The following is a 19,461-nucleotide window of genomic DNA, read 5'->3' as shown; positions in this document are numbered from 1 at the left end:
CCCGTGCGGCAGCTCCGCGCCCGGGAATGCCCGCCGCTCGTACCCCTTGTCGTACCCCTCGGTGGCGCGGTGCGCCCCCCTGTTCGACTAGCCGCAACGTGCGTCGCACAGTATGCACCACGCGTACTCCTTCGCGCTGGAATATGCCCGAAGCGCTTGTTGCGGTGACTGTACGTCAACCATGCTGTCCCACAAGGAAATCACATTCAGTGACGACTGTTACTGCTGTGGTCACTGTGAGACGCGAGGCGATGTGTCCGCCGGTTCGGATGGTGTGAGCGGTGCAGGTGCTTCAGGTGCAGTTGGAGATCGGCCCCGATCCAGCAGAGGTCGGTCGTGCCCGGAGATGGGCGCGATCGCGGCTCGCCGGTTCCGGGATAGGGGAGGACGAGCCGCTGGCCGAGACGCTGGTGCTGCTCATTTCGGAACTCGTCACCAACGCCGTGGTGCACACCGGCTGTCCGGCCGTGCTGCGGATGCTCTTCGGTGCGGGCGCGGCCGAGGCGGGGACGGTACGGGTGGAGGTCGCCGATGCCAGCGCCCGCCCGCCGCGCCCCCGTCACGCCGACGGTGACGACACCAACGGGCGGGGCCTGGAGCTGGTCGACGGGCTGGCCGACCGGTGGGGGTGGCAGCGGGAGGGTGCCGGCAAGAGCATCTGGTGCGAGGTGGACCGGGGCGCACCTGTTGTGACGGGGGTGGTGCGTGAGCCGGGAGCATATGCGCCGTCGTGCGCTGTCACAAATGGTGCATAACGGACGTATCTCTGAATAGGTGTTGACGGGTCGTATCCGTCTGATCACCCTTGGAGCAGCGATTCGTGGCGAGGGGACGCCGAGGGCTTGACGCCCTCGGCGAGTACGGGTCGCGGCTCGGCGGCGGCTCCTGTTCAGGGCCCTCGGGGTGAGCCCGCCGGAGCCGGGTGGCGGCCGCCGTGCCGTGCTCGGGGTGCGCATGCGTGCGCCGCCACCCAAGGATCGCCCGGCTCACGGGGTGCCCGGCCGATCCGTCACAGAACCGCCACCGGGGCCACCGGGGTTCCCGTGGCGCCCACGAAGGGCTCGGGCATCGCGGAGAGCAGGAACGCGTACCGGCGCTCCTGTGCACAGGCTGTGGACAGTTCCTCCAGGTTCCAGTTCTGGCCCTGGAGCATCCCCATCTCCACCAGGTGCAGCGCGTGCACCGGCAGCCAAAGGTCCTCGATCTCGGGCGGGAAGATCTCGAAGGTGAGCGTGTCGTTCGCGACCGCCGCCACGTCCCGGGCGTGGAACCACTCGGGCGTCCGCACCGACAGGCCCGGCGACGGGTACCCGTACGCCTGCCGGTCGCCCGCCAGGTAGACCTGGACCTGCCCCGTCCGTACGAGCACGATGTCGCCCGCCCGGACGCTCACCCCGCCGAACTCCGCCGCCTCGTCCAGGTCCTCCGGCGTCACCGCGTGGTCGCCCGGCAGTCGTTCGACGCCCTTGGCGCGGGCCACGTCCAGCAGGACCCCGCGCGAGACGACGTACCGCGCCTTGTCGATGCCGCTGAACTCGCTGCGCCCGTGCGGGGTGATCGAGGAGGCGGGCCGGCCGTTGTAGATCCGGCCCGAGTGCGAGACGTGTGTGAGGGCGTCCCAGTGGGTGCCCGCCTGGAGCCCGAGCGTCACGGCGTCGTCGCTGGTCGCGACCGTGCCGGGGCCGAACAGCTCCTGGTTGATCTGCACCATGGCGTGCAGTGGGTTGACCCGGCCCGGGATGAGGCCCGTCTGGACGCCGTCCTGGCGCAGCTCCAGCGCCAGCGGCACGCGCAGTCCGGTCCGTACGGCCCGGGCGGCCTCCCGGACGACGTCGTCGGTGATCAGGTTCAGCGTTCCCCGCTCGTCGTCCTCGCCCCAGCGGCCCCAGTTGTTGACGCGCTTGGCGATCTCGTGGAACGCGGCCGGCAGTGACATGGGGCCCTCCCAGGGGTTGTGCGCGCATATCTGACGGACCGTAGAATCTAACGATCCGTCAGATAAGGCGGAAGTGGTGGCGCCGGAGGGAGCCGGGCATGGGGAACTTCTTGGCAGGCAAGGCCGTCGTGGTGACCGGCGCCGGGCGGGGCATCGGACGGGCCGTCGCCCTCGCCTGTGCCGCCGAGGGCGCCAAGGTCGTCGTCAACGACTACGGCGTGTCCATCGAGGGCGCCGAACCCACCTCCGAGGTCGCGGCGGCCGTCGTCAAGGAGATCGTCGCGGCGGGCGGCGAGGCCGTCGCCGTCGCGGACGACATCTCCACCATGGCGGGCGGGCAGCGCGTCGTGGACACCGCGCTCGCCCGGTACGGCCGGATCGACGGGGCCGTGTGCGTCGCGGGCATCCTCCGCGAACGGATGCTCTTCAACATGTCGGAGGAGGAGTGGGACCCCGTCATCGCCACCCACCTCAAGGGCACCTTCACCGTCTTCCGGGCCGCGTCCGCCGTGATGCGGAAGCAGGGTGCCGGGACGCTGATCGGCTTCACCAGCGGCAACCACCAGGGCTCGGTCTCCCAGGCCAACTACTCCGCCGCCAAGGGGGGCATCATCTCGCTCGTCCGCAGCGCCGCCCTCGGCCTGCACAAGTACGGCGTCACGGCCAACGCCGTCGCGCCCGTCGCCCGTACCCGGATGTCGGCGAACGTCCCCATGGAGCTCAAGGAGATCGGCGACCCCGAGGACGTCGCCGCGCTCGTCGTCTACCTGCTCTCCGACCGGGCCCGCGCCGAGAGGATCACCGGGCAGGTCTACACGATCGCCGGACCCAAGATCGCGGTCTGGGCGCAGCCGCGCGAGCTGCGGGCCGCGTACGGGCAGGAGCCCTGGACGCCCGAGCGGATCGCCGACGTCCTGCCCGGCACGGTCGGCACCGACCCCATGCCGCTGCTGGAGCGGCTGGAGGAGATGGCCAGGGCGGCGGCCGCCAAGTCCCGCCCGAACGCGTAGGGGCGGTCATGGACTTCGCGTTCGGGGCGGAGGACGAGGACTTCCGGGCCGTCGCCCGGGAGTGGCTCGCGGCACACCCCAGGGGTGGGGGCGGCCGCGCCTGGGAACGGCAGCTCGGCGCGGGCGGCTGGATCGGGCTCGGGTGGGAGGCGGAGGGCTACGGCAACCGGCGCGCCACGCTCACCCAGCAGGTCGTGTGGGCGGAGGAGTACGCGCGCGTGGGGGCGCCCGGCCGGGTGGGCCACATCGGCGAGAAGCTCCTCGCGCCGACGCTGATCGCCTACGGGGACCAGCGGCAGAAGGACCGGTACCTGCCCGCCATCGCGCGGGGCGAGGAACTGTGGTGCCAGGGCTACAGCGAGCCCGGCGCCGGATCGGACCTCGCGGGGCTGCGGACGCGCGCCGAGCGGGACGGGAACGTGTACCGGGTCAGCGGGCAGAAGATCTGGACCTCGCTCGCGCGGGACGCCGACTGGTGCTTCGTCCTGGCCCGGACGGAGGCCGGTTCCCGCCGCCACCACGGGCTGTCCTTCCTGCTGGTGCCCATGGACCAGCCCGGCCGGATCGAGGTGCGGCCGATCCGGCAGATGACCGGGACCAGTGAGTTCAACGAGGTCTTCTTCGACGGGGCGGAGGCCTCCGACGTGGTGGGCCGGGAAGGGGACGGCTGGCGGGTCGCCATGGGGCTGCTGGCGGTGGAGCGGGGAGTGTCGACGCTCGTCCAGCAGATCGGGTTCGAGGCGGAGCTGGGGCGGGTGCTGCGGCTGGCCGTGGACAGTGGCGCGGTCGCCGACCCCGTACTGCGGGACGCCCTCGTACGGCAGTGGGCCGAGCTGCGGGTGATGCGGTGGAACGCGCTGCGGACGCTGAGTTCGCCCGACGCGGGGGCGCCGAGCGTGGCCAAGCTGCTGTGGGGCCGGTGGCACCAGCGGCTCGGCGAGCTGGCGATGCGGGTGCGGGGCGCGGCGGGCGCGACCGGGCCGGGGGAGTGGTCGCCGGGCGCGTACGAACTCGACGACCTCCAGCACATGTTCCTGTTCAGCCGGGCCGACACCATCTACGGCGGCTCGGACGAGATCCAGCGCGACATCATCGCCGAGCGGGTGCTCGGCCTGCCGAAGGGGTCGTCATGAGAGGTGTTCTCTTCGACGGTGAGCGGGCGCGGGTCGTCGACGACCTCGTCGTACGGGACCCGGGGCCGGGCGAGGTGCTGGTCGGCATCGCGGCGGCGGGGCTGTGCCACAGCGACCTGTCGGTGATCGACGGGACGATCCCGTTCCCGGTGCCGGTGGTGCTCGGGCACGAGGGCGCGGGGGTCGTGGAGGCGGTCGGGGCGGGGGTGAGCCATGTGGCGCCAGGCGACCATGTGGCGCTGTCGACGCTGGCCAACTGCGGGACGTGCGCCGACTGCGACCGGGGGCGGCCGACGATGTGCCGGCGGGCGATCGGCCGGCCGGGGACGCCGTTCACGCGGGAGGGGCGGCCGGTGTACCAGTTCGCCTCCAACTCGGCCTTCGCGCGGCGGACGGTGGTCAAGGCGGTCCAGGCGGTACGGATACCGGAGGACGTTCCGCTGCGGTCGGCCGCGCTCATCGGCTGCGCGGTCCTCACCGGCGTCGGGGCCGTCCTCAACCGCGCCAAGGTCGGGCACGGCGACAGCGTCGTCGTCATCGGTACCGGCGGCGTCGGCCTCAACGTGCTCCAAGGCGCGCGGCTCGCGGGCGCCTCCGTGATCGTCGCGGTCGACGTGCGCGCGGACAAGGAGGCGGCGGCGCGGCGGTTCGGGGCGACCCACTTCCTGGGCGACGTGGACGCCGTGCGCGAGGTGCTGCCGGGCGGCGCGGACCACGTCTTCGAGTGCGTGGGCCACACCGGCCTCGTACGGCGGGCCGTCGACCTGCTCGACCGGCACGGGCAGGCCGTCCTGCTCGGCATGACGTCGCCGGACGCCGAGGCGGCGTTCCCGCCCGCCGCGATGTTCCTCGACAAGTCGATCCTCGGCTGCCGCTACGGCAGTTCCCGGCCGCAGCACGACATCCCGCTGTACGCCGACCTCTACCGGCGGGGCGAGCTGCTGCTCGATGAGCTGGTGACCGAGACGTACCCGGTCGAGGACTTCGCCAAGGCGGCGGACGACGCCCGGCACGGCCGGGTGGCGCGCGCGGTGCTCGAATTCCGGTGAACCGGACAGGGGCCTAGGCGCCGCCGGCATCCGCGCGGGTGGCGCGGAAGGTACGGCGGTAGACGGTGGGCGGGACGCCGAGCGCGGCCTGGAGGTGCTGGCGCATCGACTGGGCGGTGCCGAAGCCGGCGTCGCGGGCGACCTGGTCGACCGGCAGGTCCGTGGACTCCAGCAGGTGCCGGGCCCGCTCCACCCGCTGCTGGGTGAGCCACTGGCCGGGGCTGATGCCCACCTCCTCGCGGAAGCGGCGCGTGAACGTCCGGACGCTCATCGCCTCCTGCCGCGCCATGTCCCGGAGCTGGATCGGCTCGTGGAGGCGCTCCAGGGCCCAGGCGCGGGCCGTGGTGGTGGTCGCGAACTGCGGGTCCGGGACGGGCCGGTGGACGAACTGCGCCTGGCCGCCGTCCCGGTGGGGCGGTACGACGGTGCGCCGCGCGACCTCGTTGGCGACGGCCGCCCCGTGGTCGCGGCGCACGATGTGCAGGCACAGGTCGACGCCGGCGGCGACCCCGGCGGAGGTGAGGACGTCGCCGTCGTCGATGAACAGGACGTCCGCGTCGACCCTGATCGACGGGAACAGCCGCTGGAAGTGCTCGGCGGAGGCCCAGTGGGTCGTCGCGGGCCGCCCGTCGAGGAAACCGGCGGCGGCCAGCACGTACCCGCCGGTGCAGATGGACACCAGCCGGGTGCCGGGCCGGATGTGGGCGAGCGCGGCGGCCAGTTCGTCGGTGAGCCTGCCCTCCGCGTAGACCGGCCCGAGTTCGTAGGAGGCCGGGACGACGACCGTGTCGGCGGTGGCGAGGGCCTCGGGTCCGTGGTCGACGGAGATGAGGAAGTCCGCGTCGGTTGGGACCGGCCCCGCGGCCACGCCACACGTGACGATCTCGTACAGCGGGCGCCCCTCGGAGTCCTTGGCGCGGCCGAAGATGCGGTGCGGTATCCCCAGTTCAAAGGGGAGGAGCCCGGCGAGGGCGAGGACGACGACGCGGTGCGGGACGGTCCGGCTCATGGCCCGATCCTAGCGAAGGGTGTCATCCGGGCCACTGGTACGGTGCCGGGCCGCTCGCGATGCTGTCCGACGTGACCCAGACAACCCCTGCCCCCACCCCGGCCGCCTCGCCGGTCGCCCCGCCGCCCCGCCCCCGTACGCCCCGCGTCCACCGCGCCTGGTTCGTCGCCGCCGTCACGTTCGTGACGATCATCGGCGCGGCGGCCTTCGTCTCGCTGCCGGGACTGCTGATCGAGCCGCTGCACGGCGAGTTCGACTGGTCGCGCGGCACGATCGGCTTCGCCGTCTCGGTCAACCTCGCGCTGTACGGCCTGACGGCGCCGTTCGCCGCCGCCCTGATGGACCGGTTCGGCATCCGGCGCGTCGTGGCCCTGGCGCTGACGGTCATCGCCACCGGCTCGCTGCTCACCGTGTGGATGACGGCCGCCTGGCAGCTCGTCCTGTACTGGGGCGTCCTCGTCGGCCTCGGCGGCGGTTCCATGGCGCTGGCCTTCGCGGCGACGGTCACCAACCGGTGGTTCACCGCCCGGCGCGGCCTGGTGACCGGCATCCTCACCGCCGCGGGCGCCTCCGGCCAGCTCGTCTTCCTGCCGCTGCTGTCCTGGCTCGTCACGCACCACGGCTGGCGCCCGGCCGCCGTCACGGTCGCCCTGTCCGCGCTCGCCGTGGTGCCGTTCGTCTGGCTGCTGCTGCGCGACCACCCGGCGGACGTGGGGCTCAAGCCCTACGGCTCCGCCGACTTCGTACCCAAGCCGGCCCCCGTGCCGGGCGCGGCGCGGCGCGCCGTGACGGTGCTGCTCTCCGCGGCCCGCATCGGCCCCTTCTGGCTGCTCGCCGGCACCTTCGCCATCTGCGGCGCGTCCACCAACGGCCTGGTCAAGACCCACTTCGTGCCCGCCGCGCACGACCACGGCATGCCGATGACGGCCGCCGCGTCGCTCCTCGCGGTGATCGGGGTCTTCGACGTCGTCGGCACCATCGCGTCCGGCTGGTTCACCGACCGCTTCGAGGCCCGGCGGCTGCTCGCCGTGTACTACGCGCTGCGCGGCGTCTCGCTGCTCTTCCTGCCGATGCTGCTGGCGCCGGCCGTGCACCCGCCGATGATCTTCTTCATCGTCTTCTACGGACTCGACTGGGTCGCCACGGTGCCCCCGACGATCGCCCTGTGCCGCGAGCACTACGGGGACGACTCGGCGATCGTCTTCGGCTGGGTGCTCGCCTCCCACCAGGTGGGCGCGGCGGCGGTCGCCTTCGCGGGCGGCGTGGCGCGGGACGTCTTCGGCTCGTACGACGTCGTCTGGTACGCCTCGGGAGCCCTGTGCGCGGCGGCCGCCCTGATGGCCCTGGTGATCCGGCGACGGCAGCCGGTCACTGCCTGAAGCGGCCGAACCTGCCCCGGTGGAACAGCAGCGGGTCGCCGTCCTCCGCGGCGCCCAGCGCCTCCACGCGGCCCACCACGATCAGGTGGTCGCCGCCCGTGTGGACGGCGTGGACCACGCAGTCCACCCAGGCGGGGGCGCCCGTCAGCCGGGGTGAGCCCGTCGCCGGTGCCGCCTCGTACGCGACACCGGCGAACTTGTCGGCCCCCGTGGCCGCGCTCACCGCGAACGCCCGGCACAGGTCCGCCTGGTCCGCGCCCAGGACGTTCACGCAGAAGGCGCCGGCCCGGGCGATACGGGGCCAGGTGGACGACGTACGCGCCACCATGAAGGCGACCAGGGGCGGGTCCAGCGACAGGGACGCGAAGGACTGGCAGGCGAAGCCGGCGGGGCCCCGCTCGTCGTACGCCGCGACGACGGTGACCCCCGACGCGAAGTGGCCGAGGACGCGCCGGAACTCGGCCGGGTCGACGAGCAGCCGCTCGTCGTCCCGCACGGCCCGCAGCGGGCGGTAGGGGTCGGAGGCCGTGGGGGCTCCCACCGACCGGAGATAACGGACGGCGGTCGCGGCCATCCCGGCGTGTCCCATCACGTCAATTCCCCCTGAAGTCGGGCGTCCGGCGCGCCACGAAGCCCGCCACGCCCTCGTTCGCGTCGTGCGTCGTCATGGTGATCTCCTGCGCCGCGGCCTCGGCGGCGAACGCGGTGGCGCGGTCGGCGTCCAGCGAGGCGTTGACCAACTGCTTGGTCAGGGCGAGGGCGCGCGTCGGACCGGTGGCGAGACGTTCCGCCCAGGCCCGGGCCGTCTTCTCCAGCTCCTCGTCGGGCACGACCCGGTTGACCAGGCCGATCCGCTCGGCGTCCCGCGCCGCGACCGCGTCACCGAAGAACATCAGCTCCTTCGCGCGCTGCGGCCCGACCAGGCGGGGCAGCAGATACGCCCCGCCGCCGTCCGGGACCAGACCCCGGCGCACGAACACCTCGATGAACCGCGCCGATTCGGCCGCCAGCACCAGGTCGCAGGCGAACGCCAGGTGCGCGCCGATCCCGGCGGCCGTGCCGTTCACGGCCGCGATCACCGGCTTCTCGCAGTCCAGTACGGCGGCGATCAGGCGCTGCGCCCCGAGCCGGACGGTCCGCGCCACGTCGCCCGCGACCCGCTCCCGGCCCGTGGCCCCCGTGGCGCGCAGATCGGCCCCGGCGCAGAAGCCCCTGCCCGTGGCGGTGAGGACGACGGCCCGTACGCCGGGGTCGGCGGACGCGTCGGCGAGCAGCGCGATGATCCGGTCGCGCTGGCCGGGCGCGAGGGCGTTCATCGCCTCGGGGCGGTTGAGGGTGATCCACGAGACGCCGTCCTCGGTGGCGTGGAGCACCGGCCCGGTCACAGGCCCGGTCTCCGGTCCGGTCGCAGGCCCGGTCACCGGCACACCGCCAACGCGTCCAGCGCCACCGCGCCCTGCCCGCGCTCCAGCACCATCAGCGGGTTGATGTCCAGCTCCGCCAGCCCGTCGCCCAGTTCCAGCGCCATCCGCTGCACCCGCAGCACGACCTCCACGAGCGCGTCCACGTCCCTCGGTGGCCCGCCCCGTACGCCGTCCAGCAGGGCCCGGCCGCGCAGTTCGCCGAGCATGGCCCGCGCCTGGTCCTCCCCGAAGGGCGGCACGCGCACGGCCGTGTCCCGCAACACCTCCACCAGGACGCCGCCGAGCCCCACGGTGACGGTGGGGCCGAACAGCTCGTCGTGCGTCACGCCCACCACCATCTCGACGCCCGGGTCGACCATCTGGCAGACCAGGATGCCGTCCGGCTCGGCCCCTTCGCAGCGGGCGATGTCGGTCAGCTCGCGGTACGTGTCGCGGACCTGGCTCGCGGACGTCAGCCCGAGCCGGACCAGGCCGAGTTCCGTCTTGTGGGCGAGCTGCGGGGCGGACGCCTTCATCACCACCGGATACCCCACCAGGCTCGCCGCCCGCACGGCCGCCGCCGCGCTGGTCACGAGCTGCTCGCGCGGTACGCGGATGCCGTACGCCCGAAGGAGCTGCTTGGCCGCGTGCTCGCTCAGACGGTGGCCCGGGCGCAGCAGGGCCTGCGCCTTGCGGTACGAGGGGGACGGCGTGCGCGGCGCCTCGTCGAAGGGGGAGCGGTAGGCCCGGGTGAACCGGTGGTGGTCCAGGTAGGCCTTGACGGCGGTGACGCAGTTGCCGAACGTGCGGAAGGTGGCGACGCGCGAGGAGCCGAGGAGCGTCTCGCGGTAGGCGGCCTCGGTGCCGACGGGGGAGCCCCACACCACACAGATCAGCTTGTCCGTCCGCTCCGCCGCGTCCACCAGGTCCTGGGCGAGCTTGTCGCTCATGGGCGGGAAGGGGCCGGTGATCGGGCAGATCAGGACGCCGACGTCCGGGTCCTCCAGGATCGCTTCGATGATCTTCCGGCCGCGCCAGTCGCCGACCGGGTGGCCGCCGTTGTCGACGGGGTTGGCGACGTTCAGGTAGTCGGGTATCCACTGGTGGAGCTCGTCCTGCTTCTCCCGGGACAGGGCCGGCAGTCGCAGCCCGGCCGCCGTGGCGAGGTCCGCGAAGTGGGCGCCCGTGCCGCCGGAGATCGAATAGACCACGACGCCGTCGGCGACCGGCCGGCGGGCCCGGGCGAGCAGGGTGGCGGTGTCCTGGAGTTCGTCGAGGGCGTCGACCCTGATCACGCCGAACTGCCGCATGGCCGCGTCCACCACCTGGTCCGCGCCGGTGAGCTTGCCCGTGTGGGACGCGGCCGTCCGGGAACCGGCCGGGGTGCGGCCGACCTTCACGGCGACGACGGGCACGCCGCGCCGGGCCGCGCGGTCGGCGGCGAGCAGGAAGGAGCGGCCGTCCTTGATGCCCTCCAGGTAGCAGGCGACGGCCCCGACCTCGGGGCGCTCGGCGAAGTAGGAGAGGAAGTCGGCGGCCTCCAGGTCGGCCTCGTTGCCGGTGGGCGCCCAGTGGGAGAGGCGTACGCCCAGCTCCTGCAACGCGTACAGCGGGCGGCCCTGGTGGCCGGACTGGGTGATCAGGGCGATGGCGGGGCCGTCGAGGTCGTCGCGGAACTCCTCGAAGGCGTTCAGGTTGGTGTTGGGGCCGAGCAGCCGTACCCCGGAGCGTTCGGCGGCGGCCGCGAGCCGCGCCTGGGCGGCGGCGCCCGCCGGGCCGGTCTCGGCGAACCCGGAGGCGAAGGCCACGGCGAACTTGGCCTTCGCCGCGCCGAGTTCCTCGACGACCGGCAGCGGGTCCGCGACCAGGAGCACGGCGACGTCGACGGGTTCGGGCAGGTCGGCGACGGAGGGTACGCAGCCGAGGCCGAAGACCGAACGGCGGCCCGGGTGCACGGGGTACAGGCGGGCGCCGACCCGCTCGGCCCAGCGGAGGAGCTGCCTGGTGACCCCGGTGTTGGGGCGGCCCTCGGTGTCGGACGCCCCGACGACGGCGACCGACCCGGGCCGGAACAGTGGGTCCAGGTCCGGGACGGGGGCGTGCAGTGGGCGGCCGCCGACGTCCAGGTCGCCCTCGGCGGCGGCGGTGCCGTGGACGGCCGCGCCGGTGGTCCGCCCGCAGGCCACCACACGGGCGCGGAGGTCGGTGGTGAGGGTGCCGTGGGTCGATCCAAGCATCGTTCCGCCGCTCCTGCTCGTCGGAGGCTTTAGCTGACGCTCTGTCAGATTAGCGAACTGACGCTCAGTCAGGAACAGCCGCGCACGGACCTCATTCCGCTTCGATCTTCTGCCAGGTCCGTGGCCAGTTGCCCGGCGGCGGCGGAGGCCCCGCGATGCCGAGGTCCCGCCGGGCGCGGGCGTAGAAGGCGTCACGTGCCAGGCTCACCCGCTGTACGGCCTCCGCCCATCCGGCAGGGTCGTCCCGCAGTCCGCGCGCGTACAGCTCCACGTTCCAGACGGCTTCGTGCCATGCGCGTGCCGCCGCGATGGTTTCGGCGTCCCCGACGAGCAGGACCGACTCCCACTCCGCCGCCCGCCGTGACTCCGCCTCCGCGAGCTGGGGCAGCCCCTCCTCGGGTCGCAGTGGGTCCGTGACGTGTTCAAGGCCCCGGTATGCGCCGATGCGCTGGGCGATGCGTATCTGTGCCTTCAGGGTGTTCGCGTAGCTCGCGTACGTGTGGAACCTCTGCTCGTCCCAGCGTTCGGCCCTCGCCCGCCGCCAGCGGCTGCGCTCCGTGAGGCTCGCCGCCAGGTAGGAGCCGACCGCCCCTATGACGACGCCGATCAGAGCCGGAGCCTGATCCCAGAAAGCCATCCATTCCCCCTTGTTTCAGCGCGTGCCGGTCCAGAGCACCATGCCGGGCCCCCTTGCGTACCGTCCACGGAACCGCTGAACTGACGTACCGTCAGCTTTGGCGAAGGGTGGTCCGGAATGCAGACCGTCTGGCTCAGCGGCGCCGAATGGCTCGCCGTCCTCCGCATCGGCCTCGGGCTGTGGTGGCTGGAGAGCTGGCGCCACAAGGACAAGAAGGGCTGGTTCGAACGCGGCACGGGCATCGCCTGGGCCGCGGACGTCGCCGGCAAGCATCGCTGGGCGGCGGTACGCACCGGCTTCGACAAGGTCGTCGCGCCCAGGCCCGGGCTGATGGCGTACGTCGTGGTCTACGCCGAACTCGCCCTCGGTCTGGGTCTCGTCACCGGCTTCCTCACCCCGGTCGCCCTGGTCGGGGGGCTCCTCCTCAACCTGCTGTACTTCACGCTCATGATCCATGACTGGGCCGAGCAGGGGCAGAACGCCATGATGGCGCTCATCTCGCTCGTGGCTCTGTTCGCCGTGTCGTGGCAGACCTGGTCCCTCGACCACGCGATCGGCTGGCTCGGCGCATGAGCGCCGCCGACCCCGGCATCGACGCCTTCACCCGCCCCTACTGGGACGCCGCCGCCGAGGGCCGCCTGCTCGTGCGCAGGTGCGGCGCCTGCGGGCGGGCCCACCACTACCCCCGCGAGTTCTGCCCGCACTGCTGGAGCGATGACGTCACCTGGGAGCGGGCGAGCGGCCGGGCCACCCTCTACACGTGGTCCGTCGTCCACCGCAACGACCTGCCGCCGTTCGGCGACCGCACCCCCTACACGGCCGCCGTCGTCGACCTCGCCGAAGGCCCGCGCATGATGACCCAGGTCGTGGACTGCCCGGAGGCGAACCTGCGGATCGGCATGGAGCTGACGGTCGCCTTCCGCGCGGAGGGCGACGTCGCGGTGCCGGTCTTCACTCCCGGGGCGCCACGCACAACTGCGCCGTGACCACCTCGTGGAGCAGCTCCGGGTCGACGAACTCGCCCTCGGCGGGCGGACCGCACCGCCACGACAGCGGGTACGTGTTGCCGTGCGCAGCCGGGATGCCCACGTACTGGTCCCGTGCGCAGGGCCCGAAACAGGCCGCGCCCGGTGGCCACGCGTACTCCTTGCTGCTCCCGGGCGGGATCAGGAAGTACGTCCACCGTCCGCCCGCGACCTCCCGCACGACGGGACCGGGCCGCCCGTCGCTGACGTCGCCGAGGTGGTGCAGCACGGCCTCGCCCCGGACGCCGCGCACGCGGATCGCGTCGAAGTGGATTCCGGCCAGGTGCAGTTGCAGTCCGGACGCGGGAACCCAATCGGGGAGTTTGTTGCTCGTCATGGCTACGAGGATCGGGGCGGTTGCGTAGCGTGACCAGGGGGACACGATCCACTTCGGGGCGGTGTGGGAAGGACGGTGACGGTTGTGGGATCGAGTGGTGAGCCCTCGCCGGCGCGGAGGCACGTGGGCGAGCTGGTCAAGAAGTTCCGCGCCATGGCGGACCTGACGCAGAAGGACCTCGCGGACCGGCTGCTGATGTCGGAGTCGCTGGTCGGCGCGTACGAACGGGCGGAACGCATCCCGACGACGGCGTTCCTCGTCGACGCGGACGCGGCGCTGGGCGCGCAGGGGGTGCTCAGGTCGTGCGTGGAGCTGATGGAGGAGGAGAAGTACTCGCCGAAGTTCCTGAACTGGAAGCGGACGGAGGCGGACGCGGCGAGCATCAGCGCGTACGAGTGCATGGTCGTGCCGGGGTTGTTGCAGACCCCGGCGTACGTGCGGGCGCTGTACGAGACGCGGGTGCCGATGTACGAGCCGGACGAGATCGACCGGCACGTGCAGGCGAGGCTGGAGCGGCAGGAAGTGCTGGACCGCAGGCCCAAGGCGATCGTCAGCTACGTGGTCGAGGAATCGGTGTTCCAGCGGCCCATCGGTGGGGAGTCGGTGCTCAAGGAGCAGCTCCTGCATGTGCTGGAGTCGGTCCGGGTCAGGAACCACCTGACGGTACAGGTGATGCCGACGCAGCGGTCGGTGCACGCGGGGCTGATGGGGCCGATGAAGCTACTGAGCACCCGAGAAGGACGCAATCTGGGGTACACGGAGGCGCACGGCGGGGATACGTTGATCTCGAAACCCGAAGAGGTCAACCGGCTCAACGACCTCTTCGGCGCGCTGCGGGCCCAGGCGCTGACGCCCTGGGAGTCCGTGGAACTGATCGAGAGGATGGCGGCGAAGCTATGACCCCCGGCCTGGTCTGGTTCAAGAGCAGTTACAGCGGCAACGAGGGCGGCGAGTGCGTCGAAGTCGCCTACGACTGGCGCAAGTCCAGCTACAGCACCAACGAGGGCGGCGCGTGCGTCGAGGTCGCCGCCTGCCCGCACGCCGTGCACGTACGCGACTCCAAGCTCGCCGATGGCCCCACCTTCGCGGTGGGGGCCGACGCGTGGGCGGCGTTCGTCGCGGACGCGGCCGGCCGCTGACGGCGGGCGTCAGCCGCAGTCGCGGACCGGGCAGAGGTCGACGCGGCTGACGCCCGGCAGTTGCTCGATCTCCCGCTTCAGGGTCGCCCGCCGCTCTTCGGGGAGGTCGTCGGGGAAGCGGACGTCCAGGTAGTGGGCGTCATCGTTCGCGGTGCCCGTCACGCTGGTCGCGCCGAACCGCTTCAGGTGTGCGTCGTGGGCGCCGAGCCCCTCGTAGAAGGTGTCCGGATCGGTCACCGCCCGGTAGGTGTGGGGTTCCGCCATGGCGGGGGCGACGTGCATGTGCCAGACGAACAGGGCGGTGGCGGTGAGGAGCCCCGCCATCACCAGTCCGCCCGCCACGCCCATGACCTTCGCGGTGACCGGTCGCTTGCGGGGGTCGGCGAAGGCGGCCAGCAGCAGCAACAGGGCGGACGGCCAGAAGACGAACATGCCGGCCAGGAAGCCCAGGAGTCCCCACGCCAGGAGGAACAGCGCCGTGATCGCACAGGCGCGGGTGAAGGCCGTGGGGCGGCGCGGCAGGAAGAGGGGGACCGCGACGGGCAGGGCCGTCAGGATGTGCAGCGGGAAGAGGTAGCTGGTCAGCGTGAACAGAAGGCCCGGCAGGGTGGCGATCACCGCACCCGCAACGAGGGCGCGCCGCAGCCCGTGCACGCGCCTGGTCTCTGTCCCCATGAGCACCCCCTTGTGTTGAACACGTTCAACTGAACGTGTTCAACCTACCCCACGACCGCTCGGCGTTCGAGGTCCGGGTATCCCCAGTCGAGGGTGAGCTTCGCCTCCGGTGCGACCTCGTCGACGGCGAACTTCACATAGCTCTCGAACTCGGGCTGCCAGAGGTGGAACCGTGTGATGCTCAGCGGGAAGTCGGTCTCCCCAGACACGAAGACCGTCCCGTCCTCGTCCCAGGCGACACCCAGGTTCACCTGGTCCTGGATGCGCTCGTCCTCCATGACCTCGTCCAGCGAGCGCACCACCTCGCGTGCCTGGGCCTCGTCCTTCAGGGCGGTGACGGCGAGGGTGAATGTGATGTTGACGGACATGGCTGAAGCGTACGAGGCGACTCGGAGCGCCACGGTGGCGGTCGGTGGCCACGGGTGGCAGCGGAGAAGTGGTGCTGCTGCTCGCACTGGGCCTGGTGCTGGGCTGGCGGTGGTTCCACCTGGCCGCCTTCTTGGTGATCAGCCGGGCGGCGTCGGACCACTTCTTCTCCGACAGCTTGTTCATGATGGCCGAGGTGGCGCCGCCGAGGCCGCCGCGGCGGCACGCAGCTTGGACGACGCCTTGGGGTTGGGCGCGGCAGCCGCACGCTGCTCGGCGATCTGCGCCTCCACAGCGTCGGCGAACTCCTTGCCGAACTTCGCCTCGGCGGCAGCGCGGTTGAAAGTGCCGTCGGCGGCCGTGCCCTGCACGGTGGCGTTGGCCGTGCTGACACCACTGAAGGTGACAGCGAAGATCTGAGGTTTCCGCCGGACGGCGAGGTGTTGAGGTCAGAGCATCACGCTGGTCGTGGTGGCCACCGTGATCGCCACCATCGCGGCCTGCATGTTCCGGATCGCCTCACGCACTCCGTCGCCCGCCCACTGGCCGTCGGCGATCTCCGCCATGCGGGACTGCACCTGCTTGCGCGGCAGTTCGGGGAACGCCAGCCGGTGCAGTTTGGCGGCGTGCAGCAGGGCGATCAGCCCGCCGGTGCGGCCGTCGGGCTCCGCACCGTGCACGACCACCGACGCCAGCCGCTCGCGCAGCTCGCGCTCGACCGAGCCGTCCGCCTCCGGGTAGCGGCGCACCGGGAAGAGGCCGAGCACCCGGCTCGCCTCCTCGACGACGAGGCCGCGCTCGCACAGGCTCGCCACGGTCGCGTTCACCGCCTTCGACTGGTCCTTGGTCAGCCAGTCGGCCACCTTGCGCCTGCTCTTGCGCCGCGTCCACTCGCCGAGCTGCGCCAGGCGCCCGTCGAGCAGCGCGTTTCCGGTGGGCGTCGGGTCGGTCACCTCCAGGCGGCCGTCGGTCACCGACACCCGCCCGGCCATGGCCAGCTCCAGCAGGATGCCGCCCGCCACGGCCCAGCCGGCCGACGAACGCTCCTTCGCGGCCCCCGACTCGTCGTCCAGCGACAGCAGCGCGATCTCCTCGCCCAGCGTGACGGCCATGGTCATCCCCCTTGATCGTTCCGGTCATACGTGTCGACGCGGAAACGACCCCGCGGGGTTGCGCCCCGGTCAGCCCCACATGGATTGCCGGCGGCCCGTCAGGCCGACACCGCGCGCAGGGCGCCCGGGCGGCGGCCGGTGAGGGTGTCGAGGGCGGAGGCGGTGGCCTCGTCGGCGGGGAGGTGGACGACCAGCCGCTGTTCGTCGTCGGCGGGGAGGCCCAGCGTCTCGTACGCCAGGCGCAGCGGCCCGGCCTCCGGGTGCGTGAGGCGCGTGACGCCGGTCGCCCTCGGGAGGCCCGGCAGCGTCCGTACCCGGTCGGTGAACTCCGCCCCGGCCGTCACGGTGAGCTCGTCGGCGAGCGCGGCCACGTGGGGATCGGCGCGGAAGGGTCCCTCCTTCAGGGCGGCGACCTGCTCGTCGGCGACCCGGTCCCAGTCGGGGAACGCGGCGCGCGCCCGCTCGTCGCCGAAGACGAACCGGGCGAGGTTCGGCGGGGCGCCGTCCAGGATGCCGACGGGCCGGGCGAGCCGGTCGTACCCGTCCGTCCAGGCGAGCAGGTCGCCGATCCGGTTCAGCAGCACCGCCGGGGCCGGCTCCAGGCGGTCCAGCAGCGCCCGCACGGTCGGCCGCACCGTCAGCGCCGGTGCCGCCGCCCCCGTGCACAGCCCCCCGCCCACGCTCTTGGTCAGGCGGTGCAGGTGGACCCGTTCGCTCGCCGTCAGCCGCAGCGCGTCCGCCAGCGCGGCCACGACCTGCGGCGACGGGTGCCGGTCGCGGCCCTGCTCCAGGCGCGTCACGTACTCGACGCTCACCCCGGCCAGCGTGGCCAGCTCCGCCCGCCGCAGACCCGGGGTGCGGCGGCGCGGTCCGGCGGGCAGGCCCACCTCGGCGGGTGTGACCGCCTCGCGGCGCGTGCGCAGGAACAGCCCCAGTTCGTTGTCGCTCACCCGGCCGACGCTAGCAGCGGGTACGCCCGCTGATCGTGGCCCTGCCACTACCAGTCTCGGCCCGGCCTTCCTGGCCACCGTCCACCCCGGCAGGTTGGAGCACGTGAAACCCGAGTCCGACAAGGAGTCCACCATGTCCTCCACCTCCCAGCCCCTCCGTCTCGCGATCGTCATCGGCAGCGTCCGGGACGGCCGCTTCGGCCCGGTCGTCACCCGGTGGTTCGCCGAACAGGCCGAGCTGCACGGCCGGTTCGACGTCGACGTCATCGACCTGGCCGACATCGACCTGCCGCTCGCCCTGCCCGCCGTGCCCCCGGCCGTGGAACCGGACCTGCCGCGCCCGGCCGGCATGGCGCACCTCACTCGCAGACTGGCGGAGGCGGAAGCCGTCGTGGTCGTCACGCCCGACTACAACCGGAGCTTCCCCGCGTCCCTCAAGGCGGCCATCGACTGGCACTACACCGAGTGGGAGGCCAAGCCCATCGGCTTCGTCGGCTACAGCGGTGCCAGCGGCGGCCTGCTCGCCATCGAACAGCTCAGGCAGGTCTTCGGCGAACTGCACGCCCACACCGTCCGCGACTACGTCAGCTTCCCCCGCTACTACCTGCTCTTCGACGAGGACGGAAACCTCAAGGACCCCCAGGAGCACGCGGCCGCCGCGAAGGCGATGCTCGACCAGCTCGACTGGTGGGGATCGGCCCTCCGTTACGCCCGCCGCGCCCACCCGTACGCCACGCGGTAGGCCCCCACCATCACCAGTGCGCCTGCCTCTCAATTCGCCCCGCCCGGACGTGTGTTGAGCCCTACGATGCGGTGAGGGAGCGGGGTGGAGGGGGAGAAGGATGCTCGCAGAGGGTGTCGCGGCGCTTGCAGCGGCCTTCGGGGTCGCCGTGGTGCAGGCCGTCGGTACGGACGCGTGGACGGCGTTCCGGGACCGGGCGGCGCGGGTGGTCGGCGCGGGGAACGGCGAGGCGGCGCGGGTCGAGCTGGAGCGGCTCGACCGGACCGCCGCCGCCCTCGACGGAGCGGACGGCGGCGAGCTGGAGCGGGTCCGGCTGCGCCAGGAGGGCGCCTGGCAGGACCACGTCGAAAGGGTGCTGGAAGCGCTGCCCGCCCATGCCCGCGCGGAGGCGGTCGCCCAGCTCCGGGTGCTGATCGAGGACCAGGAGCGGCGGGCCCGGGCGGAGGGCGGCGGGCTGTCCGGGAACACCTTCCACGGCCCCACCGCCGTACAGACCGGGCAGCACAACCGGCAGACCAACTACTTCGGGCGTGAGGCGTGAGCGGCCCCGGCCTCGGACCCGGAGCGGGCCCCGGCCCGGGACCCGGACCCGGCGTGAGCGGTGCCTCCGGGAACGCGTATCAGGGCTCCACGGCGGCACAGGGCGGCCAGTACAACACCCAGATCAACCATTACGCCCCGCCGCGCGGCGGCAAGGGCTGGGTGATCGTCGCGGCCACCGCCGTCGCCCTCGTGGTGATCAGTGGCGCGGTGATGGCCTGGCTCGAGCTCGCCGACCGGGACGGCTCGGACGGCACACGGAACGGCTCGCCCCAACGGCAGGTCGTGACACCGGAGGCCACGCCCACCCCGACGAGCCAGGTGGCCGCCCCGGCCCCGTCGGAGGAGCCCCTCCCGGACTCGGAGCCGCCACCGACCGCGTCGCCCGGCCCGGAAGCCGTCCGGTGGCAGGGCGACCTGAGGATCGCGGCACGGGGGCCACAGCTCGACGGCGACCCGCCGCAGATGGCCGACTACGACAAGGACGTCGCCCTCATGGCGCTCGGCCCGCCGTACATCCTGTACTCGGACAGCGTGTTCAACCCGACGAACCTGGCGGTGTGGGACGGCCCGGGGGTACCGGACCGGCGCGCGTGCTTCGAGCGCGTCTCCACGCAGGGCATGAACCAGGTCGAAGTGGAGAAGGGCACGGTGCTCTGCGTGAGGACCGGCGGCGGGCGCGTCGCACGGCTCACGGTCACCTCGGTGAGCGCGGACTACAACCAGGGGGTGCTGGCCCGGACGACGGTGTGGTCCGAGGTCTCCCGGGTGAACTGAGCCGG

Annotated in this window: 24 protein-coding genes; 12 read left to right on the top strand and 12 right to left on the bottom strand. The window is 72.7% G+C overall.

Annotated elements, in window-relative coordinates:
- The first annotated feature begins 281 nt into the window (after positions 1–281).
- A complete protein-coding gene (locus tag ACZ46W_RS20405; RefSeq protein WP_468339382.1) occupies positions 282–755 on the top strand; it encodes an ATP-binding protein in 474 nt (157 codons plus the stop codon).
- Between the two features lie 254 nt (positions 756–1,009).
- Here ACZ46W_RS20405 and ACZ46W_RS20400 read toward each other — a convergent pair whose 3' ends face one another.
- Positions 1,010–1,936 carry a cyclase family protein gene (locus ACZ46W_RS20400; RefSeq protein ID WP_468339380.1) on the bottom strand — a complete coding sequence of 309 codons (927 nt, stop codon included), beginning with the start codon at positions 1,934–1,936 and terminating at the stop codon, positions 1,010–1,012.
- A gap of 98 nt (positions 1,937–2,034) precedes the next feature.
- Here ACZ46W_RS20400 and ACZ46W_RS20395 point away from each other — a divergent pair, with 98 nt between their 5' ends.
- From ACZ46W_RS20395 to ACZ46W_RS20385, 3 genes are read left to right on the top strand one after another with little or no spacing between them, the layout of a single operon-like run.
- Complete coding sequence (locus ACZ46W_RS20395) at positions 2,035–2,946, top strand: SDR family oxidoreductase (RefSeq protein WP_468339378.1); 912 nt, start codon at positions 2,035–2,037, stop codon at positions 2,944–2,946.
- A gap of 8 nt (positions 2,947–2,954) precedes the next feature.
- The gene (locus ACZ46W_RS20390; protein WP_468339376.1) at positions 2,955–4,079 is read left to right on the top strand and encodes an acyl-CoA dehydrogenase family protein; all 1,125 of its coding nucleotides are present in this window, start codon (positions 2,955–2,957) and stop codon (positions 4,077–4,079) included.
- A complete protein-coding gene (locus tag ACZ46W_RS20385; RefSeq protein WP_468339374.1) occupies positions 4,076–5,128 on the top strand; it encodes an alcohol dehydrogenase catalytic domain-containing protein in 1,053 nt (350 codons plus the stop codon). The genes ACZ46W_RS20390 and ACZ46W_RS20385 overlap by 4 nt, the downstream gene beginning before the upstream one ends.
- A gap of 13 nt (positions 5,129–5,141) precedes the next feature.
- Here ACZ46W_RS20385 and ACZ46W_RS20380 read toward each other — a convergent pair whose 3' ends face one another.
- Complete coding sequence (locus ACZ46W_RS20380) at positions 5,142–6,137, bottom strand: GlxA family transcriptional regulator (protein WP_468339372.1); 996 nt, start codon at positions 6,135–6,137, stop codon at positions 5,142–5,144.
- Positions 6,138–6,196: 59 nt separating this feature from the next.
- Between ACZ46W_RS20380 and ACZ46W_RS20375 the strand changes: the two genes are divergently transcribed.
- Positions 6,197–7,516, top strand: a complete 1,320-nt coding sequence (locus tag ACZ46W_RS20375; protein WP_468339370.1) for an MFS transporter — start codon at positions 6,197–6,199, stop codon at positions 7,514–7,516.
- Here the strand turns inward: ACZ46W_RS20375 and ACZ46W_RS20370 are convergent.
- The 4 genes from ACZ46W_RS20370 to ACZ46W_RS20355 all read right to left on the bottom strand — a co-directional run bounded on the left by ACZ46W_RS20370 (position 7,506) and on the right by ACZ46W_RS20355 (position 11,793).
- Complete coding sequence (locus tag ACZ46W_RS20370; protein WP_468339850.1) at positions 7,506–8,090, bottom strand: flavin reductase family protein; 585 nt, start codon at positions 8,088–8,090, stop codon at positions 7,506–7,508. The two genes, ACZ46W_RS20375 and ACZ46W_RS20370, sit on opposite strands and share 11 nt — an antisense overlap.
- A gap of 19 nt (positions 8,091–8,109) precedes the next feature.
- A complete protein-coding gene (locus tag ACZ46W_RS20365; RefSeq protein ID WP_468339368.1) occupies positions 8,110–8,943 on the bottom strand; it encodes an enoyl-CoA hydratase/isomerase family protein in 834 nt (277 codons plus the stop codon).
- Positions 8,934–11,156 carry an acetate--CoA ligase family protein gene (locus ACZ46W_RS20360; protein ID WP_468339366.1) on the bottom strand — a complete coding sequence of 741 codons (2,223 nt, stop codon included), beginning with the start codon at positions 11,154–11,156 and terminating at the stop codon, positions 8,934–8,936. The genes ACZ46W_RS20365 and ACZ46W_RS20360 overlap by 10 nt, the downstream gene beginning before the upstream one ends.
- A 91-nt stretch (positions 11,157–11,247) precedes the next feature.
- Positions 11,248–11,793 carry a hypothetical protein gene (locus ACZ46W_RS20355; RefSeq protein ID WP_468339364.1) on the bottom strand — a complete coding sequence of 182 codons (546 nt, stop codon included), beginning with the start codon at positions 11,791–11,793 and terminating at the stop codon, positions 11,248–11,250.
- Positions 11,794–11,910: 117 nt separating this feature from the next.
- Between ACZ46W_RS20355 and ACZ46W_RS20350 the strand changes: the two genes are divergently transcribed.
- Together ACZ46W_RS20350 and ACZ46W_RS20345 are read left to right on the top strand one after the other, a co-directional pair.
- On the top strand, positions 11,911–12,366 hold the full coding sequence (locus ACZ46W_RS20350; RefSeq protein WP_468339362.1) for a DoxX family protein: 456 nt from the start codon (positions 11,911–11,913) through the stop codon (positions 12,364–12,366).
- Positions 12,363–12,779 (top strand): Zn-ribbon domain-containing OB-fold protein, encoded by a 417-nt coding sequence (locus tag ACZ46W_RS20345; RefSeq protein WP_468339360.1) that lies wholly within the window; start codon positions 12,363–12,365, stop codon positions 12,777–12,779. The genes ACZ46W_RS20350 and ACZ46W_RS20345 overlap by 4 nt, the downstream gene beginning before the upstream one ends.
- Here ACZ46W_RS20345 and ACZ46W_RS20340 read toward each other — a convergent pair.
- Positions 12,745–13,155 (bottom strand): hypothetical protein, encoded by a 411-nt coding sequence (locus ACZ46W_RS20340; protein WP_468339358.1) that lies wholly within the window; start codon positions 13,153–13,155, stop codon positions 12,745–12,747. The two genes, ACZ46W_RS20345 and ACZ46W_RS20340, sit on opposite strands and share 35 nt — an antisense overlap.
- 123 nt (positions 13,156–13,278) lie before the next feature.
- Here ACZ46W_RS20340 and ACZ46W_RS20335 point away from each other — a divergent pair, with 123 nt between their 5' ends.
- Both ACZ46W_RS20335 and ACZ46W_RS20330 read left to right on the top strand, forming a co-directional pair.
- Positions 13,279–14,055 (top strand): helix-turn-helix domain-containing protein, encoded by a 777-nt coding sequence (locus ACZ46W_RS20335; protein ID WP_468339356.1) that lies wholly within the window; start codon positions 13,279–13,281, stop codon positions 14,053–14,055.
- Positions 14,052–14,294: a DUF397 domain-containing protein gene (locus tag ACZ46W_RS20330; protein WP_468339354.1), complete on the top strand. Its 243-nt coding sequence runs from the start codon at positions 14,052–14,054 to the stop codon at positions 14,292–14,294. The genes ACZ46W_RS20335 and ACZ46W_RS20330 overlap by 4 nt, the downstream gene beginning before the upstream one ends.
- 9 nt (positions 14,295–14,303) lie before the next feature.
- Here the strand turns inward: ACZ46W_RS20330 and ACZ46W_RS20325 are convergent, their stop codons facing one another.
- The 5 genes from ACZ46W_RS20325 to ACZ46W_RS20305 all read right to left on the bottom strand — a co-directional run bounded on the left by ACZ46W_RS20325 (position 14,304) and on the right by ACZ46W_RS20305 (position 17,397).
- Entirely contained in the window at positions 14,304–14,969 is a 666-nt protein-coding gene (locus ACZ46W_RS20325) for a hypothetical protein (protein ID WP_468339352.1), read from the bottom strand.
- A 44-nt stretch (positions 14,970–15,013) separates the two neighbouring features.
- The gene (locus tag ACZ46W_RS20320) at positions 15,014–15,337 is read right to left on the bottom strand and encodes a hypothetical protein (protein WP_468339350.1); all 324 of its coding nucleotides are present in this window, start codon (positions 15,335–15,337) and stop codon (positions 15,014–15,016) included.
- Between the two features lie 180 nt (positions 15,338–15,517).
- Positions 15,518–15,706: a hypothetical protein gene (locus ACZ46W_RS20315; protein WP_468339348.1), complete on the bottom strand. Its 189-nt coding sequence runs from the start codon at positions 15,704–15,706 to the stop codon at positions 15,518–15,520.
- A gap of 78 nt (positions 15,707–15,784) precedes the next feature.
- Positions 15,785–16,447, bottom strand: a complete 663-nt coding sequence (locus ACZ46W_RS20310) for a GOLPH3/VPS74 family protein (RefSeq protein WP_468339346.1) — start codon at positions 16,445–16,447, stop codon at positions 15,785–15,787.
- A 98-nt stretch (positions 16,448–16,545) separates the two neighbouring features.
- Positions 16,546–17,397: a helix-turn-helix domain-containing protein gene (locus ACZ46W_RS20305; RefSeq protein ID WP_468339344.1), complete on the bottom strand. Its 852-nt coding sequence runs from the start codon at positions 17,395–17,397 to the stop codon at positions 16,546–16,548.
- Between the two features lie 133 nt (positions 17,398–17,530).
- On the opposite strand from ACZ46W_RS20305, the gene ACZ46W_RS20300 reads away from it, so the two are divergent.
- From ACZ46W_RS20300 to ACZ46W_RS20290, 3 genes are all read left to right on the top strand, one after another.
- Positions 17,531–18,139, top strand: a complete 609-nt coding sequence (locus ACZ46W_RS20300; RefSeq protein WP_468339342.1) for an NADPH-dependent FMN reductase — start codon at positions 17,531–17,533, stop codon at positions 18,137–18,139.
- A gap of 100 nt (positions 18,140–18,239) precedes the next feature.
- The gene (locus ACZ46W_RS20295; protein ID WP_468339340.1) at positions 18,240–18,680 is read left to right on the top strand and encodes a hypothetical protein; all 441 of its coding nucleotides are present in this window, start codon (positions 18,240–18,242) and stop codon (positions 18,678–18,680) included.
- A gap of 53 nt (positions 18,681–18,733) precedes the next feature.
- On the top strand, positions 18,734–19,456 hold the full coding sequence (locus ACZ46W_RS20290) for a hypothetical protein (RefSeq protein WP_468339338.1): 723 nt from the start codon (positions 18,734–18,736) through the stop codon (positions 19,454–19,456).
- Positions 19,457–19,461 lie beyond the last annotated feature (5 nt).

It is taken from the genome of Streptomyces sp. NPDC031064, from assembly GCF_055570965.1.
This window is presented reverse-complemented; position numbering and strand designations above follow the sequence as displayed.